22 protein-coding genes are annotated in these 26,589 nt (G+C 62.6%); 11 read left to right on the top strand and 11 right to left on the bottom strand.

Annotated features, from left to right (window positions below; all coding sequences use genetic code 11):
- Positions 1 to 34 precede the first annotated feature (34 nt).
- Positions 35 to 805: an SDR family oxidoreductase gene (locus RAS12_RS25410; protein WP_306942594.1), complete on the bottom strand. Its 771-nt coding sequence runs from the start codon at positions 803 to 805 to the stop codon at positions 35 to 37.
- Positions 806 to 995: 190 nt separating this feature from the next.
- On the opposite strand from RAS12_RS25410, the gene RAS12_RS25405 reads away from it, so the two are divergent.
- Positions 996 to 2,099, top strand: coding sequence for a mandelate racemase/muconate lactonizing enzyme family protein (locus RAS12_RS25405; RefSeq protein WP_306942592.1), 1,104 nt, complete (start codon positions 996 to 998; stop codon positions 2,097 to 2,099).
- Here the strand turns inward: RAS12_RS25405 and RAS12_RS25400 are convergent, their stop codons facing one another.
- From RAS12_RS25400 to RAS12_RS25390, 3 genes are all read right to left on the bottom strand, one after another.
- Positions 2,100 to 2,669 (bottom strand): ureidoglycolate lyase, encoded by a 570-nt coding sequence (locus RAS12_RS25400; RefSeq protein ID WP_306942590.1) that lies wholly within the window; start codon positions 2,667 to 2,669, stop codon positions 2,100 to 2,102.
- Complete coding sequence (locus tag RAS12_RS25395) at positions 2,666 to 2,905, bottom strand: Arm DNA-binding domain-containing protein (RefSeq protein WP_306942589.1); 240 nt, start codon at positions 2,903 to 2,905, stop codon at positions 2,666 to 2,668. Before RAS12_RS25395 ends, RAS12_RS25400 begins: the two co-directional genes overlap by 4 nt.
- 143 nt (positions 2,906 to 3,048) lie before the next feature.
- Entirely contained in the window at positions 3,049 to 3,567 is a 519-nt protein-coding gene (locus RAS12_RS25390; protein ID WP_306942587.1) for an Hcp family type VI secretion system effector, read from the bottom strand.
- 346 nt (positions 3,568 to 3,913) lie between these two features.
- On the opposite strand from RAS12_RS25390, the gene RAS12_RS25385 reads away from it, so the two are divergent.
- The 3 genes from RAS12_RS25385 to RAS12_RS25375 all read left to right on the top strand — a co-directional run bounded on the left by RAS12_RS25385 (position 3,914) and on the right by RAS12_RS25375 (position 10,520).
- Complete coding sequence (locus RAS12_RS25385) at positions 3,914 to 4,294, top strand: cupin domain-containing protein (RefSeq protein WP_306942585.1); 381 nt, start codon at positions 3,914 to 3,916, stop codon at positions 4,292 to 4,294.
- A gap of 233 nt (positions 4,295 to 4,527) precedes the next feature.
- Positions 4,528 to 7,623 (top strand): WG repeat-containing protein, encoded by a 3,096-nt coding sequence (locus tag RAS12_RS25380; RefSeq protein WP_306942583.1) that lies wholly within the window; start codon positions 4,528 to 4,530, stop codon positions 7,621 to 7,623.
- A gap of 2 nt (positions 7,624 to 7,625) precedes the next feature.
- Positions 7,626 to 10,520, top strand: a complete 2,895-nt coding sequence (locus RAS12_RS25375; RefSeq protein WP_306942582.1) for a WG repeat-containing protein — start codon at positions 7,626 to 7,628, stop codon at positions 10,518 to 10,520.
- A gap of 57 nt (positions 10,521 to 10,577) precedes the next feature.
- Here the strand turns inward: RAS12_RS25375 and RAS12_RS25370 are convergent, their stop codons facing one another.
- On the bottom strand, positions 10,578 to 11,438 hold the full coding sequence (locus RAS12_RS25370) for an isocitrate lyase/PEP mutase family protein (RefSeq protein ID WP_306942580.1): 861 nt from the start codon (positions 11,436 to 11,438) through the stop codon (positions 10,578 to 10,580).
- Positions 11,439 to 11,542: 104 nt separating this feature from the next.
- Between RAS12_RS25370 and RAS12_RS25365 the strand changes: the two genes are divergently transcribed.
- Complete coding sequence (locus RAS12_RS25365; protein WP_306942577.1) at positions 11,543 to 12,427, top strand: LysR family transcriptional regulator; 885 nt, start codon at positions 11,543 to 11,545, stop codon at positions 12,425 to 12,427.
- A 9-nt stretch (positions 12,428 to 12,436) separates the two neighbouring features.
- On the opposite strand, the gene RAS12_RS25360 is transcribed toward RAS12_RS25365, so the two are convergent.
- The 4 genes from RAS12_RS25360 to RAS12_RS25345 all read right to left on the bottom strand — a co-directional run bounded on the left by RAS12_RS25360 (position 12,437) and on the right by RAS12_RS25345 (position 15,978).
- Positions 12,437 to 13,252 (bottom strand): siderophore-interacting protein, encoded by an 816-nt coding sequence (locus RAS12_RS25360; protein WP_306942575.1) that lies wholly within the window; start codon positions 13,250 to 13,252, stop codon positions 12,437 to 12,439.
- Between the two features lie 28 nt (positions 13,253 to 13,280).
- Positions 13,281 to 14,030, bottom strand: a complete 750-nt coding sequence (locus RAS12_RS25355) for a PadR family transcriptional regulator (RefSeq protein ID WP_306942573.1) — start codon at positions 14,028 to 14,030, stop codon at positions 13,281 to 13,283.
- A gap of 64 nt (positions 14,031 to 14,094) precedes the next feature.
- Positions 14,095 to 14,988, bottom strand: coding sequence for a DMT family transporter (locus RAS12_RS25350; RefSeq protein WP_306942571.1), 894 nt, complete (start codon positions 14,986 to 14,988; stop codon positions 14,095 to 14,097).
- A gap of 141 nt (positions 14,989 to 15,129) precedes the next feature.
- Positions 15,130 to 15,978 (bottom strand): helix-turn-helix transcriptional regulator, encoded by an 849-nt coding sequence (locus RAS12_RS25345; protein WP_306942569.1) that lies wholly within the window; start codon positions 15,976 to 15,978, stop codon positions 15,130 to 15,132.
- A 107-nt stretch (positions 15,979 to 16,085) separates the two neighbouring features.
- Here RAS12_RS25345 and RAS12_RS25340 point away from each other — a divergent pair, with 107 nt between their 5' ends.
- On the top strand, positions 16,086 to 17,531 hold the full coding sequence (locus tag RAS12_RS25340) for an MFS transporter (RefSeq protein WP_306942568.1): 1,446 nt from the start codon (positions 16,086 to 16,088) through the stop codon (positions 17,529 to 17,531).
- A 34-nt stretch (positions 17,532 to 17,565) separates the two neighbouring features.
- Here the strand turns inward: RAS12_RS25340 and proC are convergent, their stop codons facing one another.
- Positions 17,566 to 18,372, bottom strand: coding sequence for a pyrroline-5-carboxylate reductase (proC, locus tag RAS12_RS25335; protein ID WP_306942566.1), 807 nt, complete (start codon positions 18,370 to 18,372; stop codon positions 17,566 to 17,568).
- A 37-nt stretch (positions 18,373 to 18,409) separates the two neighbouring features.
- Positions 18,410 to 19,543 (bottom strand): alpha-hydroxy acid oxidase, encoded by a 1,134-nt coding sequence (locus RAS12_RS25330; protein ID WP_306942564.1) that lies wholly within the window; start codon positions 19,541 to 19,543, stop codon positions 18,410 to 18,412.
- 358 nt (positions 19,544 to 19,901) lie between these two features.
- Between RAS12_RS25330 and RAS12_RS25325 the strand changes: the two genes are divergently transcribed.
- The 5 genes from RAS12_RS25325 (at position 19,902) to dapA (ending at position 26,362) form a co-directional block, all read left to right on the top strand.
- On the top strand, positions 19,902 to 21,329 hold the full coding sequence (locus RAS12_RS25325; RefSeq protein WP_306942563.1) for an FAD-binding oxidoreductase: 1,428 nt from the start codon (positions 19,902 to 19,904) through the stop codon (positions 21,327 to 21,329).
- Between the two features lie 44 nt (positions 21,330 to 21,373).
- On the top strand, positions 21,374 to 22,456 hold the full coding sequence (locus tag RAS12_RS25320) for an ABC transporter substrate-binding protein (RefSeq protein WP_306942561.1): 1,083 nt from the start codon (positions 21,374 to 21,376) through the stop codon (positions 22,454 to 22,456).
- A gap of 102 nt (positions 22,457 to 22,558) precedes the next feature.
- Entirely contained in the window at positions 22,559 to 23,638 is a 1,080-nt protein-coding gene (locus tag RAS12_RS25315; RefSeq protein ID WP_306942559.1) for an ABC transporter ATP-binding protein, read from the top strand.
- 4 nt (positions 23,639 to 23,642) lie between these two features.
- Positions 23,643 to 25,418, top strand: coding sequence for an ABC transporter permease subunit (locus RAS12_RS25310; RefSeq protein WP_306942558.1), 1,776 nt, complete (start codon positions 23,643 to 23,645; stop codon positions 25,416 to 25,418).
- Between the two features lie 38 nt (positions 25,419 to 25,456).
- Entirely contained in the window at positions 25,457 to 26,362 is a 906-nt protein-coding gene (dapA, locus tag RAS12_RS25305) for a 4-hydroxy-tetrahydrodipicolinate synthase (protein ID WP_306942556.1), read from the top strand.
- Positions 26,363 to 26,589: the final 227 nt, after the last annotated feature.

Below are 26,589 nucleotides of genomic sequence, written 5' to 3'. Positions count from 1 at the left end.
CGTTTCTGCTGTATATAGCGCCCGCTGCTCCGGCTTAATTTGACCAACCGCCGTCGATGATGTGCACCGTGCCGGTGGTGAAACTGGATTCATCGCTGGCCAGGTAGACAACCAGCGCGGCGACCTCTTCTGCGCGGCCGACGCGGCCCACAGGCTGGCGCGCGACAAAAGCGGCGCGCACATCATCCACTGCGGTACCCGTCTGCCGCGCCTGCGCTGCAATGCGCTCTTGCAATGAAGGCGAATCGACCGTGCCGGGACAGATGGCATTGCAGCGTACGCCGCGGCCCACGAAATCCGCCGCGACCGCTTTGGTCAGCCCGATGACGGCCGCTTTGGAAGCGCCATAGGCAAAGCGGTTGGGCACCCCCTTTACGCTCGACGCGGCAGACGCCATGTTGATGATGGACCCGCCGTCTTCCAGCATCGCTGGCAGGAAGGCGCGGATGGTGCGGTACATGGCCTTGGCGTTCAGGTCCATGCTGAAGTCCCATTCGTCTTCGGGGCAATTCAGGATGGTGCCGTCATGCACATACCCTGCGCAGTTGAACAACACATCAATGGGTCCGATCTGGCTGGCGCACGCGTTGACCGCGGCACCGTCGCGCACGTTCAACCTGCGCGTGTGCAGGCTCAGAATGCCGCTGGCTGCGGCGTCGCGAGCCAGGTCGGCCAGCGCTGCCTCGTTCACATCGGTAGCCCACACCTGGGCGCCTTCTCGCGCCAGGGCTAGCGCGCTGGCGCGGCCGATGCCATTGGCGGCGGCCGTGACCAGCGCGCGCTTGTCATGCAAACGCAGGGTCATATTTGCTCTCTGGAAGGGTCTGTTGATGGCCTTAGGGGAAATCCCGGGGCTATCAGAAAACTGGCTTGTACTTAAGGGTGAAAATTGATTTCATACCTAAAGCAACTACACCAGACATCACATCCCGAGACAACCCTGAAACCGTCTGATCCCTAACCATCGCGGGTCACCCGCGCCCCCAGGAGCCGACATGGCCCGCATCGCCTCTGTTGAAATTCTTCAAGCCGACTTGGTGCCCAAGGTCGTCCGCACCGACGCGGTACAAAGCTTTGAACGGCAAGAAACCCCCATCGTGCGCATCACCGATGCCGACGGCGCTGTGGGTGTTGGCTACAGCTACACGATCGGCACGGGCGGCTCATCTGTCATCCGTCTGCTGGACGACCATCTGGCGCCGCTGTTAATCGGGCGCGATGCCGAAGACATCGAGCGGATCTGGCGCGACCTGATGTACCGCGTGCATGCCACCACCGTGGGCGCGCTGACATCCATTGCACTCGCTGCCATTGATATCGCGCTGTGGGACTTGCGGGCCCAGCGCGCCCGCCTGCCGCTGCATCGTCTGGCCGGTGGCGCAAAGCCTGATATCCCGCTCTACTCAACCGAAGGCGGTTGGCTGCACTTGACACCATCGCAGCTGGTCGAAGAAGCGCTAAAGGCCAAAGAAGCGGGCTTTGGCGGGACGAAGCTCAAGGTTGGCAAGCCGCATGTGGCCGAAGATGTGCAGCGCATCGCCGCAGTGCGCGATGCCGTCGGCCCGGGATGGGACATCATGACGGACGCCAATCAAGGCCTGACGTTGCCGGAAGCCATCCGGCGGGCGCGCTGCTTTGAACCGCTGGATATCGCCTGGTTTGAAGAACCGGTTCACGCGGATGATGTCGCGGCGCACCAGCGGCTGTCGGCATCCACGACGGTGCCCATTGCAGTTGGCGAGTCTCTATACAGCCTTGCGCAGTTCAAAGACTACCTGCATAGCGGCGCCTGCTCGGTCGTGCAGGTAGACGTAGCGCGCATCGGCGGCATCACGCCCTGGCTGAAGGTCGCCCATATGGCCGAAGCCTACAACGTGCCGGTCTGCCCGCATTTTCTGATGGAGATCCACGTGGCATTGTGCTGCGCCGTGCCGAATAGCCAGTGGCTGGAATTCATCCCGCAGCTCGATCTGATCACACATAGCGGCATGCGCATCGAGAACGGACGCGCCATCCCGTCGGATCAGCCCGGGTCTGGGATCGACTGGGACTGGCAGCGTATCAACGCGATGACGCTGCACAAGACCTTGCATCGGTGATTACTGCGCCGCCTCTGCCTGCTCGCGTGCATCCACCCGGTTTTCCAGGCGCTGTACAGGAATCTCGGCAATGGCGCTTTCCGTGGCGCTGGCCGAGGTGGTCAGGTGCTGGATCAGGTCCAACGTTGTGGAACGGCGGGTCAGCATCAGGCAGGTCACTTCCGCATCAACAACTCGCGTTGCGTGCCAGCAACCCGGCCGCATGCAAATGCCCTGCCCCTGCGGCACGCGAAACGCGGTCAGGGTGCCAAGGTTGGGGCTGCCATCGGCGGCGCTTTGCGCAACCACCTGAATAATTTCGCCCGTCAGCGGCACGATTGCCTGCTGGGTCAGCAAGTGCTTTTCAAGGTTGGAAATTTCCGGCGATTGGCTACGGTAGTTGACCCACAGCAGTTCGGCGTCGCCGCCTGCGCCCGTATTGAACAAATGTTCCTGCCAGAAATCGGTGGCCGGGTTCGAGAACAGCGGAATGCCATTGCCGTCCGGCATAGGCTTGCCCAGCATCCAGCCATAAACCGCAAACGCCTGCGGCGTCAGGTCATTGATGTCCAACTGCGAATTGCTCGTCATGCAGATCCCTGTGATGGCTTGGGCGGCGCGCCGCGTTTGGGGAATTCGGCGTCATAGTCAAAATCGCCACGCGCGATGGCCTCCAGAATGCCCGCCCTCCGGTCGGCCGCGCGCTTCAGATTGGCGGCGGTAGGCTTGACCCGGATGCGTTCCACACAATGCCGGCCGTCAAAAAAGAAGCCGATCTCGATGGATGATTCGGAAGCGGGTCTGACCCCATCGAACCCCTGACTCATCGCCTACCCCGTTTTGTTTCTGATGAGCGACATGATATCGCTTTGGTATGACGGGGTTGATCGGCGAGTCTCGCCTTTGATCGGATGTGGGCGAATCCGACGAACGCCGCAGCCGTTGCCCAATCAACGGCCGCAGCAACCGCTTAACTTTCCAGCGGTTTGCGCCAGTCGTCGGAAGCTTCCGTTCCGGCGATTTCATGCGTCCACGTGATCTTGCGGTAGGCCATGGCCACCTTGATCAGCTGCGTGAACTCGGCCTTGCTGGGATCTTGCGCGTGCGGCAGGACGCTGGTGATGTCCACAATCGTCGCGTCCTCCAATGCGGTCGTGAAAAAGTGCTCTTGCTTGCCGTCGACCGACGTGCGGTACCACTTCACTTCCACTTCCGGCAGCATCTCGCCCGATGCCAGCGCCTGATACAGCAACGGCGTGGCCTTGTTCAGCGCGCTGGTGAAGGTGAAAGGCTTGTGTACACGCTGGCCTGACGGCTGGCCGCTTTGCGGATCGGTCGGGGTGTTGACGCGATGCTCGATTTCTTGGACCAGGATCTGGTCTTCGTGCCCTTCAACGTAAACGTTGCCGACAGAATCGGCAGTGAAAGCGCCTTCAGTGATGTTGCCCTGGGTTTTGCCAGAAATGCTGATATACGCGGGTGTAGGCATGACAGACTCCGTTGTCGTCGTTGGTGGTGGCCATTACGGCCGAATGGCTGCCCGAAGGAGCCCCTGCCACCCTTAACGCAACATCCGTGCCAACTTTGAAAAAACCAGAAATAAGACAATGAAATCAATGCTTTATCGCGGCACTGGACCACTATTGCGATATCGCCCGGCTGGGCGTCTGATGAAAAGGCCGGTTTTCCCCCAACAATCGGGCCAGAAGTGGCTCGCGCATAAATTAGTCACTTCAAATCAACGACTTAGATCGGGTCAAATTTGACTCAGGCAGGTCAAATCTGGCCCGCTTCGTTAATATGGCTTCCCGTCCCCCCACGCAAGGATGCGCACTATGGCTACCGATCTGTCGTCGCACTATGTCTTGCTGGAGGCCTCCGGCGCCGCAGCCACCGTCGCAGGCGGTGACGCCTTCTGGTCGCAATCGCCCGAGGAACTGGATCGTTATGGACGCGGATGGCTGGTGTCCGAATACATTTTTGCGGCGGACTGGCCTCAATGGGAAATGCATCCCGAAGCGGACGAGATCGTCCGGCTGATGTCGGGTGCAGCCGAGCTGCACTTGGAATGGCCCACGGGCATCCAAGTCGTGAAGCTCTTGGCCGATGACGCTCATGTGATTCCCAAAGGCGCGTGGCACACCGTCAAAGTGATGGAGCCCTGTCGCATGCTGCACATCACCATGGGCGCCGGAACGCAGCACCGGCCGCTATAGGCGCGGGGCAGCCCCGCGCCGGGCTGCCCCGCGCGAGTATCCAAACAGGGGATCGCGCCGGCGGCGGGAATGCGGCATTAACGCTTCGTCCGTTCTGGTTACATTTACCGTTTCATTCGCTGCTACTGCTAGTTACAGTGCTGCCTTCCCATCTTTCTTGGCAGGCAATCGACCATGTGGCACGTCCGGTTTGGTTTTTCCGCTTTTACGCTTCAACCCGGCGCCGCCGCACGATGAGCACTCAAACGCTTAAACCTTTGGTGCTGGCCATCGCGATGGCCGCCCTGCCCGGTTTCCACGGCGCAGCGCAGGCCGATTCGTGGATCGACCGTTGTACCGCCAGCTACTACGGCCAGGGGTCTGATACTTACTGCCATCAGTCCTACCAGGAAGGCCTTGCAGCCGTGCTGACAGGAACGGGCACCAACGATACCGGCGCATGGGGTTATCTGGACAAGCAAGGCCGCATGGCCATCACGCCCGCGTACACGGATGTCACACCGTTTCAGAATGGGTTGGCGGCGGTCGCCCAGGGTGAGCGCTGGGGCTACATCGACACCAAGGGAAATTGGGTCATCCCGCCACGCTTTGCCAGCGCCACAAGCTTTAACGCCGAGGGCACGGCATTGGCAGAGGAAGACGATCACGATGTGCTGATCGACCGCCAAGGCAAAGTCGTCAAAGTATTTGAGCTTGGCACGCGCACTTGGGGTTTTCAGCCGGGACAAAAATTGGCGGCGATGGAAACTCCCGCGCCGCCAAGCCTGTTCAATACGGCAACGGGCAAGGCCGTCGCCCTGCCCGCAGGCGTGATGGCGCTGGCCGCCCCCACTGGCGGCTACCTTCCCGCCCAGCTGCGCGAATCGCGATACAGCGGATGGTGGGGCTTGTTGGACACCGCCCGAGGCGGCTGGGCAATCGCGCCCGATGTCCTGCGGTCCAGAGATGCCCCCAAGCGCGACGGCAATGTGCTGGCCGTGCTGCGCGACCGCGAGTGGGAATTCGTGAACCCGAGCGGCGAACCGATATCAGCCACGCGCTACGAACAAATTGACTGGGTCGCGCCCGGCGTCTGGCTGGTCAAGCCTGCTCGCGGCAAGACGGCGCTATTGGACGGCCAGTTCAACACGCTGCATCAATTCTCGGCGCAGTATGTGAACGTGCAAGAACAGGGCGGTTGGCGTTTTATCGCCGACACCGCCATGGCGATGCTGATCAACACAGAGGGCGATATTGCCTGGCTTCCGCTGCACGAAGGCCGGCTTGAGATCAACCGCGGGCTGGCCTGGGTGTATGGCGTGCCGGCCAGGTCTGCGGGGTCTGCCGGGTCTGCGTCAGGTATGGCCATGGATGCCGCCGCCGACGCCACGACAGCAACCGATGGCGCCTCCGACGCCGTGAAAGAAATGTCTGCCACCGAGGCGCAGGCTGGCGACGCAGCTGTCGCGGCAGATACCGCCATAGCAGTGGATGCTGCGGCGGATACCGCAATGGCAACGGATACCGCCGTCGCGGACGCAGCAGCAGATACCGCGATGACAACGGAGGTGACCGTAGCGGAGGTCGCGACGCCGGCAACCAGCGTTGACGAGGATGATCAGGCTGCGGAGATTCCCGTGTCTGGCAACGAATCGCTGTACCAGATCTATGCGCCCGATGGCAGCGGCCTGCTTGACACATCAACCGTGGCGCGTTTGCGGGAATATCAGCTCAACGCCTTCACCGTGTCCAAGACGGCTCTGCGCGGCAAAGACGCCAAAGATGTCCCGTTGATTCTGCTGCGTCCGAATGACTACCAGCAACCTTTGGCCATTCTGACGGCAGCTGGCAAGATCGTATCGAATGCGGATTGGAGCAACATCGATAGCAATGACGTGACGATGCCGCTGGTTGTCTACAACCACGACAGCAAGGCCGGTGCGATTGACGGCCAAGGCAACTGGATCATTACGCCCCAATACACCAATATGCGCGCGTTCGCCGGAGCCTACGCCTGGGCGCTCTCCGACGACATGCAGGAAGGCAAGTCCCTGCTCGTCGATGCGCAAGGCAAGGCCGTGACGCCGCCCGCAGACGTGTCGGCCGCCTCCTCGAAACTGGATGGCGACCTGCTTGTCTACCGCGCGCCCGATGACAATCGCGAACGTCTCTGGGGTATCTGGAACATCCGCAAACGGGCAACCGTTTTGAAACCGGCTTACGAGCGCATCGAAGAATTCGAAGATGATTGGGCCCGCGTGGAAGACAAAGGCCGCTGGGGCGCCGTCAACCGCGAAGGCAAATGGGTCATTCCCGCTACGCATGACAGCGCCTACAAGATGGAATACTTGGGCGACGGGTTCATGCTGGTCGACGACGCTGCGGCCGAAGACAAAGCCAGCCGCTACGGAGAAAGCGCTTACCGCTTGGTGAACCTGCGCACTGGCAAGTCCAGCGATACGTTGTACGGCAAACCGGACAAGCTCAAGGACGGACGCTTCGTGGGTCAACTTGCCGACGCCAGCGCGGTGCTGTTCGACGCGCAAGGCGGCGTCACGCGCATCTCGGAAGGCCGGCCTGAAAGCAAGGAGCAATACCAGGACTGGATCTACGTCCGTAATGGCGAACGTGAAGGCGCCATCGACGCCCGCGGCAATATGAAAGTGCCGGCCATCTATGGCGAGTTCAATCCGTTCTTTGCTCAACCCGAGGGGTTGGCGCGCGTGAACCTGGGATCGGGCTACCGCGTCATCGACCAGAACGGCAAGACCGTGCTGGAAAAAATGGGCGATGGTTCGCCGCTGGCATCAATGCAACGCATCGTCTTCAGTGACAGCCGGTCCGCCAACAGCATCATGACTGACTTGCAAGGCCGGGAGATCACGCGTGTCGCGGGCCAGTATTCCGTAGAGGACCGCAACGCCAGCGAAGGCGTGGTTCCCTACAGCGTTCAAGGCGGAAAATCCGGCTTTCTTGACGCAAGCGGCAAGCGCGTTGTGGGCCCGCACTTTGATCAGCTGGGACCGTTGAAAAATGGACTGGCGAAAGCGCGCCGCCTGGACCGCACAGGCAAGCTCTATGGCTACATCGATTTAAGCGGACGTTATGCCATCGCGCCTGATTTCATCTGGGCGGAAAGTTTCAACGATGAACGCGCGATGGTCCGCCGAGGCAGCCAGATTCAGTTCATCGACACCAAGGGGCAGGTCTCCACATCGTTCGGTGTGGTGTGCAACACCGTGGTGATCCTGGACCCGCAAGGCAAACAGACCTGGCCGCGCCAGAAGCTGACCTGCCCTGAAGCCGCTGAATTGCAGCTGGCCGCCTTAGACAACGCCAAAGCAGAATAATCATGACGTCACGCGTGTTCCACATTACCCGCATCGCCCTCGCCCTTGCCGCCCTGGGCGCATCGCTGTCCGCCCAAGCGCAATCCGGCCATCTGTACTGCCTGGACGAAGGCAACTATCTCTCGTACCCCGAAGCCGACGACATTGCCGGCCGCAACCCATTTGCCAACGGCTGCATCCGTGATCTCGCGGACGACCGGGCCGCCGTTCTGCTGCCGTCGGCGCTGGAGCACATCAATCGCGTGCCGGTTGATGCGTCACTGCGCCGTCACGCCTGGGGCTTTCTGGATCAGAACGGCCGCCTGGCGATTCGGCCCATCTTCGAGTCCGTGCGCAACTTCCATCACGGCTTGGCTGCGGTGCAATGGAAGGGCAAATGGGGCTATATCGACAAGAAAGGCCGCATGGCCGTGGCGCCGCGCTTCGATGAGGCGCAGGACTACGTTGAAGCTGGCCTGGCCGTGGTCGTTCAGGACGGCCAGCCGCTGCTGATCGACCGGCTAGGCAAGCCAGTGGGCGAGCCCCTGGATGCCTCCATACAGTCCTTGACGCTGAATGACGGCTTGCCCGCGCGAGCCACCGTGCAATATAAGGCGGAGTATCGTTCTGCCACCGGCGAACGCCGCTTTGCCGTAGCGGGCGTCACGCTGTTCCAGCCCTACACACAAGGTCTCATCATTGCCACCAACGCTGACGGCAAATATGGCGTGCTGGACCGCGACTGGAAATGGCTGATTGAACCCACTTACGAAGACATCCAGGTAGAGCGCAAAGGCGGACTGGCGGTGGCTCAAGGACGCGACGGCGCGGTCCTGATTTCCCACCAGGGCGCCGTGATCGGCGCGGACCAGCAATACGACAACATCAACCCCATCGGCCGCGTGTTCTGGAGCGCCCGATTGGCCCGCGATGGTTTTGCCGTTCTGGACGCGGCTGGCGCGCTGGTCGTCAAAATGAGTGGCCAGGAGGCCCGCAGCTCCGAGCTCTTCAACGACACCATCGTCTACGCCACCGACAAAACACGCATGGCCCTCGTGCCGGGACAAGCCGCGCCGATCACATTGGGCCGGAGTCTCAGGCCATCGCAGAACGATGAAGGCTTCATCATGTTCTCCGACGGCGAAACGCCCAACGCCGGACTGTTGACCCCGACAGGCGTCTGGCTGCATGGCGACACCGCCCCCGCTTGGCTTGCGAACAGCGGTCAGATGGAAGTGCGGCAAGGCAAGCTGTGGATCATGAAGCCGGAAGGCGGTTTGCTGAACGTGGTGGACACGGATGGCCGCGCACTGCTGAAACCGGAAACCGTGGAAGCCGCGCAGACCATGCAGCTCAATCCCTTGCCGCTGAACGTGCCGGGCGGCCCGCTGGCCGTTCTGGCCCAAGGCCATTGCCAATGCGGACCTTCAGGCGCGGCGCTGCTGCTGGCGGACGGCAGTTTGGTGAGCGATGCCTCGTGGACGGAACTGACACCGCTTGAGGAAGGTGCGGATCAAGGCCAATACAACGATGCTGAGTCCAACGCGTCGCGACCCGATCCACTCAAGCCCGATCAACTGCGCTTTGCCGCAGAGACCCCGGACGGCATGCAATTGCTGGACGCCCGCGGAAAACCGATGGACTTGCCCTTGCAGCAACACATCGGCAAATTCCACTACGGTTATGCGCAGATCTACGCCAAGGGCGTCAGCCGCATGATCGACCGCAACGGAAAAACCTACGACTTGCCTGACGTGTTCGAGGCCCAGGTGGTGGCGCCGGGCGTGGTGCGTTTCTTGAAAGCCGCCGCCGAAGACGAACCTTGGGGTTTGTACGATTTCGTCGCCGGCAAGCAACTCGCCGCGCCCGCCTTCCGCGGCATCTCCGACTTCCATGACGGTCAGGCCGTGGCCACGCTGGGCCCCGATCGCGAGGGCGTGATTGATCTGCAGGGAAACTGGATCGTGCCTCCCAAGCACTACGCCGTTCAGGGCATCAACGACAAGCTCTGGAAGGTATTGCAGGCTGGCAAGCAGGAAGACGACTACAGCCGCCCAGCCGCCGTGTTCAACGACAAGGGCCGCGCACTGACCGCGTTTCTGCCAAGGCTGCAAGTGGCTGAGGACAGCGACGGCTCTATCAAGGCTGGCACCGATACCAACCGCTGGATCATCTCGCCCGACGGCAATGATGCACTGGACATGCAAGACGCCCGCTATGTGCGCATGGGCGACTGGATGCAAATTGACCGCCCCCCCCGTCAGGGTTATCTGAACAGCCAGGGCAAGTGGCAGATCGAAGCCAGTGTGGCGAACGGCTCGCTGTTCCAAGGCGTGCCCGCCCGCGCGCTGTCGACAGATGGCACGGTCACTCGAGTCATCGACGCGCAAGGCAAGGCCGTGGCGACACTGCCCGCAGGCAGTTGGAGCTGGGGCCTTGGGTCAAACACGCTGCAAAAACACTACTCCGTGCGCGGCAAGACAATGACGGACTACACCGATCTCACCGGCAAGACCCGGTTGACGGTAGCAGGCTTTGCCTCCGCCTATTCCGAGGGACGCGCGGTAGTCGAATTGTCTTCCAACAGCATGCGTGCGGCCGATGACAAGGGTGCGCTCATCGGCCCCGCCTTTGACGCCCTGGGCACCATGAGCAATGGTCTCGCGCCCGCCAGCGTGGGGCGCGACTATGGCTATGTGGATCGCAACGGCAAGTTCGCCATTGCGGCGGAGTTCAAGGCGGTCACACCGTTCCTGAACCAGCGCGCGGTGGCATCCAGCACGGAAGATTCGCGCATCATCACGCCCGACGGCACGCGTTTGGCTTATGTGGAATTGGTATGCGGCATTCGAACGCTGTACGGTGCGTCCGGCCAGCGGCTGTGGCCGGTAAACATGCCGAAGCGCTGCATGCGGTAAGCGCATGGGCCAGCGCGCCGGCCGGTTTGATGTCGGCCGTCGCGCGCGCCTTGTGGCTTATTGCGTGTCCAACGCCAGATATCGTTTGGTCTGCACGATTTCCTCGCGCTCCTTGAAACTGGTCAATTGGTCTGCCAGCGCGCTGCTGTCGCCCGTCTGCTTGATGGCGGCCAGCGTCGCTTGCATGGCGTGGATGGCGGCGCGCTGCAAGTCGGACGGAATGATGGCCAGGCGATAGCCCATGGCGGCAAGATCGGGCAGCGGTACGAGCGGCGTCTTGCCGCCGTAGAACATATTGATCAGCTTCAGACCGGGCAGACGGTCGGCAATGGCGCGGATCTGTTCCAGGGTTTCAGGCGCTTCGACGAAGATCATGTCGGCGCCTGCTTTTAAATAACGTTCAGCACGCGCGATCGCCGCGTCAAAGCCTTCGACCGCGATCGCATCGGTGCGCGCAATGACCAAGGTGTCGGCGTCGGCCAGCGTCTGGCGCGCGATGTGCACTTTGCGGCACATCTCTTCGGCGTCCACCAAGCTCTTATCGTCCAGATGGCCGCAGCGCTTGGGGAACGACTGGTCTTCAATGTGAAACGCGGCCACGCCGGCGCGTTCCATGATGCGCACGGTGCGTTCCACATTAGCCGATCCGCCAAACCCGGTGTCCGCATCCGCCACGACAGGCAAACCGCTGGCGTCGACGATTTTTTCCACGCGATCCATGACCTCCGTGAAACTGAGCAGCCCGATGTCGGGATAACCCGCCGCGCGCGCGATAGCGCCGCCGCTTGCGTAAACGGCAGAGAACCCGGCCGCCGCCACGAGCCGCGCGGACAGGCCGTCGTAGGCGCCAGGCGCCACGACGATGTCATTGGCCAACTGCTGACGCAGCAATGCGCCGGGTTTGACTGGGGTATTCATGCGAATTCCTTGGAGCGAATGAGGGGATGCGTTCATCATCGGCCTGACGCAATAGAATGTCCAATATATGGAATATAGATAATCAGTACTTTTAAGGTATCGATATGGAACTGCGTCATTTGCGCTATTTCGTCGTCACAGCCGAAGCGCAGCATTTCACACGTGCGGCTGAACAGCTGGGCATGGCACAGCCGCCGCTTAGTCAGCAGATCCGTCAGCTGGAAGAAGAAGTCGGCACGCCGCTGTTTGATCGCACCGGACGCGGCGTGGCGTTGAACGACGCGGGGCGCGCATTCCTCGCGTGCGCGCAAGACATTCTGCAACGCGCCGATGCCGCGGTGCGAACCGCGCAACGGGCCGCGCGCGGTGAAGTCGGTGAATTGAATCTGGGATTCACCGAGTCCGCGTCATTTAGCGAAGTCGTGACGGCGCTGATCCGGCAGTACCGGCAACAGTATCCCGACGTGGAAATGACGCTGTCGCAAGGCGATAGCGAAACGCTGGTGGCGCAGCTGCGCGACGGCGTGATTGACGCCGCGTTTGTGCGGCCGCCCTTCGCACTGGACGGCGGCCTGACGTTTACGCAGTTGGCAGAAGAGCCATTGGTGGTGGCGCTGCCGCTGGGCCACGCGCTGGCGCGGCGCAAACGGCTGGCGCCGGAAGATCTGACGCAGGAGCGCTTCATCCTCTATTCGCGGCGCTCAGGCTATGGCTTGAGCGCGGACATCATGGCGGCGTGCCGGCAGCACGGCGTGAACCCATTGATCGGCCAGCGCGCGCCACAGTTGTCATCGGCGGTGAATTTGGTGGCGGCCGGCATGGGCGTGGCGATTGTGCCCGCATCACTGCGCCACCTGCGCCCGGACGGCGTGGTCTACCGCCCCTTCGCGCTGGACTGGCCACGCGCGGTATTGGGGTTGGCTGTGCGTCAGGATGCTGCGGGGGGAAGGGTGGGAAATTTGCTGGCGTTGGCAGAGGGTTCGATTTGATCGATGCTCTCAATCCTCGTGCGATTCATGCACGGCGATAGCGCCGCGCTTCCAATAGCTGGCGGCGCGAATCCGGGCCTTGTCTATGTGGTGCTGCGACACCATGATTTCGCGCACGGCCTTGGCCACGGCAGATTCGGCTGCGACCCACACATACCCCTCGCCCGCAGGCAACGTCAGCTCGCGCGCGGCTTCCAGCAGCAAAGTGCTGTAGCCCGGCGCAGTGCCATCGCGATGCAGCCACCGCACTGACGCTTGTGCTTGCGTGGACAACGGGATTTCGTTGGCGGCGGACGGCACTTCCACCAACACCAGAGCCTGCGCAGCGGCCGGCAGTTCTTCCAGGCGGCGGGCAATGGCGGGCAACGCGGTTTCGTCACCAATCAGCACATGCCAGTCGAACGCCGTGGGCACCACGAAGGAGCCGCGCGGGCCGCCGATGCCTAGCGTCTGACCGGGTTCTGCCTGCTCGGCCCACGTGGATGCGGGGCCGTCGCCGTGCAGCACAAATTCAATATCCAGTTCGCGCGTGGCCGCATCAAAGCGGCGCGGTGTGTAGTCGCGCGCGGCGGGCTTGGGCGCGCCTTCGGGGAACTTGACGCCGTCGGGGCCAACCGTGGGCAGCGCCAGCGGCTGAGCCGGGTCGGTTGGGAAGAAGAGCTTCACGTGGTCATCGAAGGATGCGGAGACAAAGTCTTGCAGGTCTTCGCCAGTGAAGGTGATGCGGGCCAACAGGCCCGCGATGCGCTCAATGCGCACAACGGTCAACACGCGCATCTTCAGGTTATGGCGCACGCGTTCTACGTTCAGGTCGCTACGGGTCATCAATACTCCAGAAATAGGGGGGACAAGATCAGGCACAGGGCTTGGCGTTGATCTCGTCGATCGCACGCGTCAGGATGGCGGCAATGCGTCGTTGTTCGGCGGGGGACGCGTCTGTGCGTTCCAGCAGCGCTTGGCGTATGCCATGACGCGCTTGCACGAGTTCCGGCAACCAGCCGGTGCGCACGTCTTCGCCTTCAGGACCCAGCGTTCGCGGTTCGCCGCTCCAGGCCTGGCGCATCCAGTCCATCTTGCGGGCGATGTGCTTGAACCGGTTGAACATCAGATTCAGACGGTCTCGATTGGCTTGCAGGTATTCCCGGCCCGGTTCGGCCAAGTGATAGCGCTTTTTCGCGCCTTCCTGTTCGACGGTGGCGTAGCCCAGTTCTTCCAGATAGGTCAGCGCCGGATACACCATGCCCGGGCTGGGCGTGTAGAAGCCATTGCTGAGGGTGCCCAGCGCCTTGATCAGCTCGTAGCCGTGACTGGGATTCTGTTCCAGCAACCCCAGCAACATCAGTTGCAGATCATCCGCGGATACGCGGCGGCCGCGCGTGAAACCTCGGCCGCCTCCGCCAAAGCCATCCGCATCGCCCCGTCCATCGGACGGCCCGGAGAACCAGTCGCCGCCCGCACTGGCGTGGCGCTGGTGGTGATCGCGATGGTGATGGTGGTGATCCGAATGCCAGCCATGATGGCCGTGATGGGAATGGCCGTGACGTTGGTGGAAATCGTGTTCGCCCGGCTGATGGTCCGCGGCGCAAAAATTGGAATGGCGCATGATTTAGCTCTTACGATGTATCTTAAGATATATATCTTACGATACTCCTGCTGAAATCCGCTCGTCAAGCCCGGCGTTCCACAACCCCTGCGGCAATGCCGGCAATGATCAACCCCATACCCGCCAGCAGAGAGCCGTTGAGCGGCTCATGCAGGATCACCGCGGAACACAACAGGCCGAAGACCGGCACGCCCAGCAAACCGATGGCGGTAACGCCCGCCGGCAGCGAACGGTTCACGTTCACGGCCGCCCAGTACGCGACAGCGATGCCGAACACGCCGCCATATCCGAGCAGCCAGACCAGATCCGCACTCCACGTGAACACCGGCTTGCCCTCCGCCGCAAACGCCACGCCTGACAGCACTATCGAGGCCAGCAATGCCTGCCAGAACGCCAATTCAAACGGCGGCGTCACCCACCGGTGCGCACGCACGTAGACGATGTTGATGGCCCAGCACAGCGCCGCCAGCAATATCAGGCCGTTGCCCAGCAATGCGTCTTGATGGCTCCAATCGAATGCAAGCGGGTTGAAGATGACGGCCAGCCCCGCCACGCCCAAGGCCAATCCCCATTGCCGCCCCCGGCCGATCGGCTCCCCCAGGAACAGCCACGCAGCCGGAATCACCCACAGCGGCGTGGTGTAGGCCAAGACCACCGAACGGCCTGCGGGCACGTATTGCAGACCCAGGCTGACCAGCGCGGCAAAGGCGCCCATGTGCAGCAGGCCCACGCTCAGAATCACCGGTATATCTGCCTTGACCGGCCACGCAACTCGGCGCAACGCCAGGCCCAGCGCCAGCAGCGCGATGGTGCCGGTCATGCTGCGTGCGGCGACTGCCCAGATGGGCGTCATGTGTTGCAGCAGCAGCTTGCTGACCACCCACGTGAAACCCCAGGCCAGCACCACGACGCCCAACAACAACAAGGCATTGCGGCGGGAAAGCGCGGTGCTGGACATGGTTGGCGTAGCGGGCCGGGGTCGCGGCGCGCTGAATCTGATGTGGAAGAATCCGACTATATGGGCCGCATGCTGCGGCCCCTAGAACCACCCCGCGCCTATTCCCTGGAGCCACGAATCGCGGCAGATGCGCGATGCGGACTACGTTTGCAACCAGTGCGCGAATTCGGCGGCAAGAGGTTCATCGGGCGCAGGCGCGTAGACGACCAGCCGCAGATGCCGGCTTTCATCGACGGATAAGGTGGAGTGTTCGAACGTGAGTTCGCCCAAGGACTCGATCCACAGTTTGCGCAAACCCATGCAGTTGCCATGCACGTCGTGCTCGCGCCACCATGCTTTGAAGTCGGGTGACACGGCTTGCAGTTCGTCGACCAGTTCAGCAATGTCCGGCACGCCAGTGGCGCTGGCGAAATCGCGCCGGAACGTGGACAGCATCGCGGGCGCTTGCGCCTGCCAGTCCACAAAGACTTGGCGCATTGCCGGGTCGACAAACAGCATCCACAACAAATTGCGCCGGCCTGGCGCTTGCGCCGCGAAATTGAACACGCGGTCCGCAGCCGCGTTCCACACCACCACATCCCAGCGCAAGTTCAGGATATAGGCGGGCCGTGCGGGCAAATCATCCATCAAGCGGCGCACTTGCGGCGGCACGGTGCACCACGTGCGGCCAGCTTCCGCGGGCGGACGCTGGTGGGCCAGCAGATACAGGTGGCGGCGTTCGGCAGCGTCCAGCTTCAGGACGCGCGCCAGGTTTTCCAGAAATGTGGCCGACACGCTGATGTTGCGGCCTTGTTCAAACCACGTGTACCAAGCCAGCCCGACACCCGCCAGTGCAGCCACTTCTTCGCGGCGCAGACCCGGCGTGCGGCGGCGGCCGCCGGCCGGCAGCCCCAGATCTGTGGGACTAAGCCGTTCGCGGCGCAGCCGCAGAAATTCGGAGAGATCGGCGCGGGTGCGGTCCAGTCGCTGGGGGATCGGGGATTCAGACATAGGGAATGGGCGAGGCTATTGCAGGCAGTAATAGCATAAACAGCTAAATTGTATAAGGCTAAAAGCCTGTTCAGAATAGCGCCAATCTTGTTTTGATGGCGCTATTCATGACCTCAACCACCCTGCCCGCCGCGGCCCCCACCGCAGCATCACCGCCACCCGTTCCAGGCCGCATGGGCCTGGCCGTGCTGTTGTCCGGCGGCTTCATTACGATCTTCGACCTGTTCGTCGTGAACGTCGCGATCCCCAGCATGCAGGCCACGTTGCCTGCCAATTTTGCGCAGATCAATTTCATCATCGCAGCATACGAATTGGCCTATGGCGTACTGCTGATCGCGGGCAGCCGCTTGGGTGATCGCCACGGACGGCGGCGCTTGTTCATGCTGGGGATGGCGGGGTTTGCGCTGGCCTCCGCGCTCTGCGGGCTGGCGCCCACCGCCAACACGCTGATCGCCGCGCGCATCTTGCAAGGCATGGCGGCGGCGATGCTGTTCCCGCAGGTTTATGCGCTGATCCGCGTCAGTTACGACGGTCATGCCCGGCGGCGCGCTTTTGGTCTGCTGGGCATGACGCTCGGGCTGGCAGCCATCGCTGGCCAGGTGCTGGGCGGCTGGATTGTGCATGCTGACGTGTTTGGCCTGGCGTGGCGCACCATCTTTCTGATCAACGTCCCCGTGGGGCTCTTGGCGTGGCGGCTGGCGCGCCATATTCCAGAGTCGCGTGACGCCTCCGGCGCGGGCATGGACTGGCCCGGCGCGTTGCTCGTGGGCACGGGTCTGGCGCTGTTGCTGCTGGCGCTGATTGAAGGCCCGGCGCAGCATTGGCCGGTATGGACGATTGCTTGCGGCGTAGCGTCGGCCGGTGCGCTGGCCTGGTTCGTCCACATGCAACGGCGCATCGGTGCGGCCGGCGGATCACCCTTGGTGGACATCGCGTTGCTGACGCAGCCGCGCTTTGCGGCGGGCTGCCTGCTGGTGATGCTGGTGTTTTCCACCGCCAGCGCCATGTTTCTTTGCTATGCCCTGCTGGTGCAAACCGGCTTCGGTCTGGACGCGCTGACAGCAGGCCTGATCTTTGCGCCAGCCAGCGTGGGTTTCGTAGCCGGGTCGATGGCGGCACCTGGGCTGGTGGCGCGCTTTGGAACCCGCGCCATTGCGCTGGCTGCGCTGCTCTACGGCGGCGCGACCGCAGCGCTGATGGCACATGTGGAAATAGCGGGCGCGGCGCTTTCCCCTTGGTCGCTTGTCCCTGCGCTGGTGTGGCTGGGCGCCGCGCAAGGCGCTGTCAACACGCCGCTGGTGAACTTGGCGCTGGGGCTGGTCGAAGACCGGCAAGCTGGCATGGCGGCGGGCGTGATTTCCACCTTGCAGCAAGTGGGCGCGGCGCTTGGCGTGTCGGCAGCCGGGATGCTGTTTGGCGGCACGCTGCAAACCTATTCCGACACCGACGCGCCCGAGCGTTATGCACGCGCGTTCGCCTCGGCGTTGCAGTTCAACGTGGCGGCAATAGCGGCTTCGGTCGTGCTGCTGTGGTGGCTGGGCCGCAAACGCTAAGGGGTTCGGACAGCCGCCACTTGAAAACGCGCAACTACCCCGCTGACAACTCGCGAGCGCGCTGTTCGGCTTTGTGCACCGCCTGCGTAATCGCCACGGCAACGCCAGCGTCTTGCATGTGCGACAGCGCGGCATAGGTGGTGCCGCCCTTGGACGTCACGCGGTTTTGCAATTCGGTCAGCGGCACATCTTCACTGGCAGCCAGCCCGGCTGCGCCGCGGAAAGCAGACACCGCCAGACGACGTGCATCAGCAGCGGAAAAGCCCAGCTCCAACGCCCCTTTTTCCAATGCCGCCATGAAGTGAAAGACGTAGCCCGGGCCGCTGCCCGTCACGGCCGTGACAGCGTCGATCATCGCTTCGTTTTCGGTCCAGATGCGCTCGCCCACCGCAGCAAACAGCGCATCGACTTGTTCGCGTTGCTCAGGCCCGCAAGCGGGTGTTGCATACAGACCCGTCATGCCCAGCCCCACCTTGGCAGGCGTGTTGGGCATGGCGCGCACAATGCGAGTGTGCCCGCCCAGCCAAGCAGACAACGAAGCCAGCTCGACGCCAGCCGCGATGCTGACGACGGTGGCATTTGCGGGCAGATGCTGTTGGATTTGCCCGCAGGCTTCTTGCAGCACTTGCGGCTTGGTGGCCAGCACGCACAGCGCGGCATCGGCGATGTCAGCGCTGACGCTTGCCAGGCAGGTCAGACCGCGCGCGGTCAAGGCGTCGCGTGTGGGCGCATAAGGTTCAATCACCAGAAAATCGGCCAATTCACGGCCCTGGCCCAGCAGCCCGTCGATGATGGCGGAAGCCATATTCCCGCCGCCGACAAAAACAATTTTTTCACGCATATTGCTCTGATTCCACAAGGTTGGATTGCTAGGCGGATCAGCGCTTGCCGACCGCGCGGGCGTCCAGCGCGCCGATGCGGTTGCGGCCCAGCAGCCGAAGCGTATTTTCAAGTTCGGTACGCAGAATGGCCAGTACCTCGTGCGCGCCCGCCGGCCCCCGGCCCGCCAGCCCGTACAACGGTGCGCGGCCCAGCAACACAGCGCGCGCCCCAAGCGCCACCGCCTTGGCGATATCGCTGCCGCGCCGCACGCCGCCATCCACCAGAATTTCCAGCGACTGGCCCAATTCCGACGCCACTTCGGGTAACACCTCCAACGGACATGGCGCGCTTTCCAGCTGGCGTCCGCCATGATTGGACAGCACGATGCCGTCAACCCCATGCGCCTGCGCGCGGCGTGCGTCTGCCAACCCTTGAATGCCCTTGATCACAATCCGCCCGCGCCAGTGCCGCCGCAGCCAGGCGATGTCATTCCAACTCAGCGCCAGATCCATCTGGCGGCTCAGGGCCGAGGCTTGTTCGGTGATGTTCTCGCGCGCATTGGAGCTGACCGCCAGATTTTTCAGTTGCGGTCCGCCATGGCGCAGCATGCGCCAGCACCAGCCCGGATGCGCGGCCAAGTCCAGCAGCATGCGTCCAGACGGACGCAACGGTAGCTTGAAGCCGTTGCGTTTGTCGTGATCGCGATTGCCGTGAACCGGCACATCCACCGTCAGAAACAGCACCGTGTAGCCGTTCTGCCAGGCGCGGTCCATCAGGTGTTCAGCAATGCGCCGGTCGCGTTGCACATACAACTGCAACCAGAGTTCGCCGGGCGATGCTGCGCGCACGTCTTCCAGTAACGAGGTGGATGCGGTAGACAGCACGAACGGCACGCCCGCCTGATGCGCGGCACGCGCAAGATGCACATCGGCCTCGGGCCAGAACAAGCCGTTCAGGCCGGTTGGGCCCACGATGGCCGGCATGGCGGCCGTGGCCCCGAGCACCGGCACGTCCAGCTGGCAATCCGTGACGTCCACCAGCACGTCGGGACGAAATTGCACGTCGGCAAACGCTGCCGTATTGCGCGCCAGCGACAAGCCGCCTTCCGCCCCACCCTCCAGGTAGTCGAATGCCAGCCGGGGCAGCCGCTTTTGCGCCTGCCGCCGGTACTCCATCACGCTGGGAAGCATGTCCCTTCCTTGATTCGCGAGGTGAATGCAAGAATTGCATCACGCACGATATGATTGTATTTCGATTATTTTGTAGACTGCAATCAGGGAGACCCATTACGCCCTGTTTTCCGTTGCATGCGTTGGACGCAAAACCAGTCTGACCCGGCAAAGCCAGTCAAAATGCGGGTCTGCGGGGATAGGTCTGATTCAGCCCCCCGCCCGCTGCCGTGGGATCAGACCGTTTCACCCCTAGGATATACCCTAGAATCAATTGAAATACGATTAATCAAATCGAAAAGCGATTTAAGTAATCGTATGCTGTGCCCTAATGAACTCGGGGTTCTGACAACCCCAAGATCCATTCAGGACCACAGACATGACCAACGGCATCACCCTGCTAGACGCGTTGACCCAAGCCCTGGGCGCGGACGCCATCCTTCATTCCGAGGCCGACACGGCGGGCTACGTCGAAGATTGGCGCGGCCGGTACAAGGGGCCGGCGCTATGCGTCGCCCTGCCGGGCAATACGCAGCAGGTCGCCGACATCGTGCGCCTTTGCAACGCGCACGCAACGCCAGTGCTGCCGCAGGGCGGCAACACCAGCTTGTGCGGCGGCTCCGTACCAGCCGCGACGGGTGTGCCGCCTGTCATCGTCAACTTGTCCCGTATGCGCCGTGTGCGCCGGGTCGACGCCGCCAACAATTCCATGGAAGTCGAAGCGGGCTGCGTGCTGGCCACGGTGCAAAACGCTGCCGCTGCCGAAGGCCGCTTGTACCCGATCAGCTTGGGCGCCGAAGGCTCATGCCAAATCGGCGGCACCATCGCCACCAACGCTGGCGGCACCGGCGTGCTGCGTTACGGCAACACGCGCGACAACATCCTGGGCCTGGAAGTCGTGCTGCCAGATGGCGCCATCTGGAACGGCCTGACCGCCCTGCGCAAGAACAACACCGGCTTTGACCTTAAACATCTGTTCATTGGCGCCGAAGGCACGATGGGCATCGTCACGGCCGCGGTATTGAAGCTGCATCCGCTGCCCACGGCTCACGCCGTGGCGTGGCTGGCGCCAGACAGCCCCCAAGCCGCGCTGGACATTCTTGGCCTGTTCCAGCGCGCTTGCGGTTCGCGTCTGTCGGCCTTTGAAATGATCGACATCAATCAGCTGGACATCGTGATGGAGCACGTGCCGGGCCGCAAGAATCCGCTGGCGGGCAAGCATCCCTGGCATGTGCTGGTTGAACTGTCCGACACCGGCAATAGCGCTGAACTGCAAGACCTGCTGCAACAGATCCTTGAGCAAGCGTCGGAACAAGGCCTGCTGCACGACGCGGTGGTTGCAAGCAACGACACGCAGCGCGCCGCCCTGTGGGAAGTGCGCCACAGCGTGTCCGAAGGCAATAAGAAAGCCGGCGTGGGTCTGACCACGGACAGCGCCGTGCCCGTGTCCTGCGTGCCGCGCTTCATTGAAGACGCGACGCAAGCCGTGCGGCGCCTGGTTCCCGGCCTGCCCGTGCTGATCGTGGCTCACCTGGGCGACGGCAATGTCCATTTCATTCCCTTCTTCACGTTCGACGCCTGGAACGCGCTGCCCGAACGCGACGCCATGGCCGCGGCCATCCGCCGCGCCGTCAACGATGTGTCCGATGCACTGGGCGGCACGTTCAGCGCCGAACACGGCGTGGGCCGCACGTCCCTGGCAGAAATGGCGCACTACAAATCGCCCGTTGAACTGGCCATGATGCATGCGCTGAAAAACACGTTTGATCCCGCCAATCTCTTCAATCCCGGCCGCTTGCTGCCTTGAGCCGTCGTTCTTGATCCGTAGTCCCTGACCCGCAGGAGTCTTCCATGAAATCGACCTCCCCCAACACATCGCGCCGCAATGCGCTGAAAACCGTGGCCGCTGGCGCCGCCGCGCTGGCCATGCCCATGATCTGGACGCCATCACGCGCTGCTGCCAAGCGCATCGTCGTGCGCGACGACGGCGGCATCTACAGCAAGGCTTATGGCGCCGTGTTCTACAAACCGTTCACGGAAACCACCGGCATTCAGGTGGTAGGCGTGCAGGCCAATGCCGAACCTACTGCGCAGATCCGCAGCATGGTTGAAACCGGCAACTACACCTGGGACATGGCCAAGATCAGCCAGCCCGCCATCTTGATGCTGACCGAAGGCGGCAAGGTCTATCTGGAAAAGCACGGCCTGGAATCTGACCCGGTCATCGCCACCATTCCCAAGCAATACATGTCGCCGTATGGCGTGGGCAATAACGTCTACACCACCGTGCTGGCGTATCGTACCGACGCGTTCAAGGGCCGCCGCGCGCCCGCGTCGTGGGCCGACTTCTGGAACGTGAAAGACATCCCCGGCCGCCGCGGTCTGCGCAAGCATCCGTTCGACACCATCGAAGAAGCGCTGATGGCAGACGGCGTTGCAACCGACAAGGTCTACCCCTGCGACATCGACCGCGCGCTGGCCAGCCTGGACAAGGTCAAGCCGTCGGTAGACGTGTGGTGGAACACCGGCGCGCAGGTGGAACAGATGCTGGGCTCGGGCGAAGTCGACATGATCGCCACCTGGGTGTCGCGCGCGCAATCCGCGATTGCCAACGGCGCGCCTGTGCAGATCGTGTGGGACCAGAACATCTGGGGCTGCGACAACTGGTCCATCTTGAAGGGCACGCCCAATGCCGACGCTTGCCGCGAATTCATCAAGTTCGCATCCGACCCCAAGCGCCAGGCCGCGCTGGTCGAGTACTTTGCCGCTGGCGTGACGCAGCCCGCCGCCTTTGATTACATCAAGGCCGACATCGCCCGCAACTGCCCGACCCACCCCGACAACATCAAAACCGGGCTGCACATCAACGCCGCGTACTGGCTGGACAAGCAGCGCGATGTGCTTGAGCGCTTCAACGGCTGGGTCCTGAAGTAAGCCTTTTATTGACGGGTGCCCCGCGCAACCTGCTCTGACTCGGCAGCCCGCTCACCTCGGTGAGCGCGGCGCCGGGGCCCTTTCTCTCTTGTGTTGAACACCATGTCTTCTTCCAATCTGCAAATCTCGGGCCTGGGCAAACGCTACGGCGACTTTGTCGCCCTGGCGCCCACGCACCTGGACGTCGCCCGCGGCGAATTCCTGACCCTGCTGGGTCCGTCGGGCTCGGGCAAGACCACCTTGCTAAGCCTGATCGCTGGCCTGGCCCAGCCCGACGAAGGCCGCGTGCTGATCGACGGCGCCGATGTGACTTACGGCGCGCCGTATGAACGCGACATAGGCATGGTGTTCCAGAACTACGCGCTGTTTCCGCACATGAGCATCGAAGAGAACATCGCGTTCCCGCTGAAGATGCGCAAAGTGCCTGCCGCCGAAGCCCGCCGCCGCGCGCTTGAGGCCCTGGAAATGGTGCGCCTGCCGCACGTAGCGGCACGTCTGCCGCGTGAACTGTCCGGCGGCCAGCAGCAGCGCATCGCGCTGGCACGCTGCATGGTCTACCGCCCCGCGATCATCCTGATGGACGAACCGCTGGGCGCGCTGGACAAGAAACTGCGCGACCAGATGCAGCTTGAAATCAAACGCATCCACCGCGAGCTGGGCACCACCATCGTGTACGTGACGCACGACCAGGAAGAAGCCATGACCATGTCTGACCGCATCTGCCTGATGAACGGCGGCGCGATCGAACAGCTGGGCTCGCCTGCCGATCTGTATTTCCGCCCCCGCACGTTGTTCGTCGCAGACTTTCTGGGTGAGTCCAATCTGTTGCAAGCGGAAGTCACATCGGTCGATGGCGACACCTTGTCGGTCAAACTGGCCCATCAGGGCGTGACCGGTCAAGCCTTGTCCAACGGCGCCCCCATCAAGGCCGGCCAGAAAGTCACGGTCATGCTGCGCCCGCAGAACCTGCGCGTGAGCACGGCAGGGCCGGGCCTGACCGGCAAGCTGCTGGACGTCATGGTGACCGGCAGCCTGACCAAGCTGTACCTGGACAGCGGCGTGCCGGATGCCGCGCCCATCGTCGTGGCCTATCCCACTCAGCGCCAGGCCGAACAATACGCCATCGGCCAAGCGCTGACCGTCAGCTGGCAAGCCGCAGACGCGGTGGCTATTGCGGAGTGATGGCATGACTTCCCTTGCTACTCCTCGTAAGCGCATGAGCCAGGGCCGCCGCCATTTCCTGATGGCGGCCCCGCTGGTCGTGCTGCTGCTGGTGCTGCTGATCTATCCGGTCGGCCAGTTGCTGCTGTTGAGCGTCTTCGGCGAAAAGGGTTTCAGCCTGGCGCAGTACCACCGGCTGTTTGAATCGTCTGTCTACGTGAATGTGCTGCTGATCACATTGAAGATATCGTTGTGGACAACGTTCTTCGCCGTGGTGGCGGGCTACCCCGTGGCCTACCTGATCTCCAGCCTGACAGCCAAGCGCAAGACATCGCTGCTGTTCTGGGTGCTGCTGTCTTTCTGGACCAGCTTTTTGGTACGCACTTTCGCCTGGGTGGTTCTGCTGGGCCGCAACGGCGTCGTCAATCAGTTGCTGCAAGCGCTGGGCATTCTGGATGCGCCTGCCAACCTGCTCTACAACTTCGGCAGCGTGCTGGTAGGCATGGTGCATGCGCTGATGCCGCTCGCCGTGCTGACGATGCTGTCCGTCATGGAGAACATCGACCGCAACCTGCCGCGCGCCGCCTCCACCCTGGGCGCGCGTCCAGGAACTGCGTTCTGGAAGATCTACTTTCCCTTGTCGATGCCCGGCGTCGCTGCCGCCGCCATCATGGTGTTCGTGACCGCCATCGGCTTCTTCATCACGCCCGCGCTGTTGGGCGGACGCAAGGAAACGATGATCACGCAGATCATCATCGACCAGGTTCAGCAGACCATGAACTGGGAGTTCGCCGGCGCGGTGTCGGTGCTGCTGCTGGTAGTGGTGCTGGTGGTGTTTGCCATCTATGACAAGGTGCTGGGCCTGTCCACGATGACAGGCGGCGCATCCACCCGCGTGCGTGCGTCGGGCAAAGAAGGCCTCTCCCGCCGCGCCGGCGACGCCGTGCTGACGGTGCTGGCCAATGTGTCGGACGCCCTGTTCGCGCTGCTGCCCAAACGCTTGCGCCGCTCGGTTTCAGGCACCGGCCAATCGCGCACCTTGTGGTGGATCGTGCTGGGCATTCTGGCATTTTTGAGCGCCCCGGCTTTCCTGATGATCCCGCTGTCGTTCGATTCGGGCTCCGGCCTGACATGGCCGCCCAAGGGCTTCTCGCTGCAATGGTACGAGCAGATGTTCACCTCGCCCGTGTGGATGCAGGCGATCACACGTTCGCTGATTGTGGGCGTAGGCACGGGTTTCCTGGCCATGTTGATCGGCACGCCCGCCGCCTTCCTGCTGGTTCGCGCCAACATGCGGGGCAAGTCAGCCATGCTGGCCTTCGTGCTGTCGCCCATCGTGGTGCCGCGCATGATCATCGCCGTGGGCATGTTCTATTTCTTTGCCCGTGTCGGTCTGGTCGGTTCCACCATCGGCCTGATCCTGGCGCATACCGTCGTAGCGGTGCCCTACGTGGTGATCACCATGATGGCAGTGCTGCGCAACTACGACACGCGCTTGGACCTGGCCGCGCAAAGCCTGGGCGCGGGTCCCTGGTCCACGCTGCGCTTTGTGACCTTCCCGATTCTCAGCGCCGGTCTGATGTCGTCGTTCCTGTTCGCATTCGCGACGTCGTTCGATGAATTAACGATTGCGCTCTTCGCCTCCGGCGGTCTGAACGCCACCTTGCCTAAGCAGTTCTGGGACGAGGTCACGTTGCAAATCTCCCCGGTGATTGCCGCCGTCTCCACGTGCTTGTTCATCTTCATTGCCGCGCTGATCTGGCTGGCTGACCGGCTGCGCCGCCGCAGCCTGGCCAACTGATCTCATGCGCGTTTGTTTCACCTTCTAGGATTCGCAACATGCTGAACGCAACCCACTTGCGCGGTGTCTTCCCCGCCATCCCCACCCCCGTCAACGCCGACGACACCATCAACGTCCCGGCAGCCAAGGCGCTGATCGCCTACCTGCTCAAGCAAGGCATCGACGGCATCGTCCCGCTGGGCGGCACCGGCGAATACGGCGCCCTGGCCCGCGCGGAACGCATCCGCATGTGCAAGCTGACGGTAGAAGCCGTCGAAGGCCGCGTACCCGTAATCCCCGGCGTGCTTGACCCCGGCTTCCACGACGCCCTGCAAGCCGGCAACGAATTCGCCGACGCCGGCGCCGACGCGCTGATGGTGCTGACCCCGTACTACACCACGCCCACGCAAGCCGGCATCCGCGAGTACTTCCTGCGCTACGCAGACGCCTCACCCCTGCCCGTCATGATCTACGAGATCCCGTACCGCACCCGCATCGCCATCGCACCAGAAGTGCTGCACGAGCTGTCGCGCCACGAGAACATCATCGGCATGAAGGCCTGCAATACCGACATGTACCACTTCCTGCGCGTGGTCGCCGGAGTGGACGACTCCTTCGCAGTCTTCAGCGGCGAAGACACCCTACTCCCCGTACACCTGGCCGCAGGCGCCCGCGGCGGCATCGTGGTGACGGCAAGCCTGCTGCCCACCGCGTGGCGCAAGGTCTACGAACTGGCATCCGAAGGCCGCACGAAAGAGTCGATGGAATTGCACCGCCGGCTGATCCCGTTGATGAACCTGGCATTTGCCGAAACCAACCCCGGCCCGATGAAGTCGGTAATGGATCTGATCGGCGTAAACGCGCCAGAAGTCCTGGACCCCCTGGTCGCCCCCGCCGATGGATTGCAGGCAGCTTTGCGCGCCGAATTGAAGCCGCTGCTAAAGGAATTCGAGGGCATCGCCTAAGCGAGCCGCGTTGCGATGAGTAATAAAGGGACCGTCAAAAGACGGTCCTTTTTTACATAAAAAACGAAAGAAAAGTCCGCCCCAAACCCATCGATGAATTACGAACGATCCTCATCAGAACCGATGGGCGGCGCGCGAACCGATCAGCATACGAGCGCAAATACCCAACGCGCGCCGCCCATCGCTTTTCCCCAAAAAAAACGTCGGCACCACTAGCAAACGCCTCA

This window comes from Achromobacter seleniivolatilans (genome assembly GCF_030864005.1).
GTDB classification, from domain to species: domain Bacteria; phylum Pseudomonadota; class Gammaproteobacteria; order Burkholderiales; family Burkholderiaceae_B; genus Achromobacter; species Achromobacter seleniivolatilans.
The sequence above is the reverse complement of the archived record's forward strand: the minus strand, read 5'-3'. Positions and strand labels throughout refer to the sequence as shown.

Coding starts and splice junctions, on each gene's coding strand:
- RAS12_RS25410 (WP_306942594.1), bottom strand. CDS start 805: ATGACCCTGCGTTTGCATGACAAGCGCGCGCTGGTCACGGCCGCCGCC.
- RAS12_RS25405 (WP_306942592.1), top strand. CDS start 996: ATGGCCCGCATCGCCTCTGTTGAAATTCTTCAAGCCGACTTGGTGCCC.
- RAS12_RS25400 (WP_306942590.1), bottom strand. CDS start 2,669: ATGACGAGCAATTCGCAGTTGGACATCAATGACCTGACGCCGCAGGCG.
- RAS12_RS25395 (WP_306942589.1), bottom strand. CDS start 2,905: ATGAGTCAGGGGTTCGATGGGGTCAGACCCGCTTCCGAATCATCCATC.
- RAS12_RS25390 (WP_306942587.1), bottom strand. CDS start 3,567: ATGCCTACACCCGCGTATATCAGCATTTCTGGCAAAACCCAGGGCAAC.
- RAS12_RS25385 (WP_306942585.1), top strand. CDS start 3,914: ATGGCTACCGATCTGTCGTCGCACTATGTCTTGCTGGAGGCCTCCGGC.
- RAS12_RS25380 (WP_306942583.1), top strand. CDS start 4,528: ATGAGCACTCAAACGCTTAAACCTTTGGTGCTGGCCATCGCGATGGCC.
- RAS12_RS25375 (WP_306942582.1), top strand. CDS start 7,626: ATGACGTCACGCGTGTTCCACATTACCCGCATCGCCCTCGCCCTTGCC.
- RAS12_RS25370 (WP_306942580.1), bottom strand. CDS start 11,438: ATGAATACCCCAGTCAAACCCGGCGCATTGCTGCGTCAGCAGTTGGCC.
- RAS12_RS25365 (WP_306942577.1), top strand. CDS start 11,543: ATGGAACTGCGTCATTTGCGCTATTTCGTCGTCACAGCCGAAGCGCAG.
- RAS12_RS25360 (WP_306942575.1), bottom strand. CDS start 13,252: ATGACCCGTAGCGACCTGAACGTAGAACGCGTGCGCCATAACCTGAAG.
- RAS12_RS25355 (WP_306942573.1), bottom strand. CDS start 14,030: ATGCGCCATTCCAATTTTTGCGCCGCGGACCATCAGCCGGGCGAACAC.
- RAS12_RS25350 (WP_306942571.1), bottom strand. CDS start 14,988: ATGTCCAGCACCGCGCTTTCCCGCCGCAATGCCTTGTTGTTGTTGGGC.
- RAS12_RS25345 (WP_306942569.1), bottom strand. CDS start 15,978: ATGTCTGAATCCCCGATCCCCCAGCGACTGGACCGCACCCGCGCCGAT.
- RAS12_RS25340 (WP_306942568.1), top strand. CDS start 16,086: ATGACCTCAACCACCCTGCCCGCCGCGGCCCCCACCGCAGCATCACCG.
- proC (WP_306942566.1), bottom strand. CDS start 18,372: ATGCGTGAAAAAATTGTTTTTGTCGGCGGCGGGAATATGGCTTCCGCC.
- RAS12_RS25330 (WP_306942564.1), bottom strand. CDS start 19,543: ATGCTTCCCAGCGTGATGGAGTACCGGCGGCAGGCGCAAAAGCGGCTG.
- RAS12_RS25325 (WP_306942563.1), top strand. CDS start 19,902: ATGACCAACGGCATCACCCTGCTAGACGCGTTGACCCAAGCCCTGGGC.
- RAS12_RS25320 (WP_306942561.1), top strand. CDS start 21,374: ATGAAATCGACCTCCCCCAACACATCGCGCCGCAATGCGCTGAAAACC.
- RAS12_RS25315 (WP_306942559.1), top strand. CDS start 22,559: ATGTCTTCTTCCAATCTGCAAATCTCGGGCCTGGGCAAACGCTACGGC.
- RAS12_RS25310 (WP_306942558.1), top strand. CDS start 23,643: ATGACTTCCCTTGCTACTCCTCGTAAGCGCATGAGCCAGGGCCGCCGC.
- dapA (WP_306942556.1), top strand. CDS start 25,457: ATGCTGAACGCAACCCACTTGCGCGGTGTCTTCCCCGCCATCCCCACC.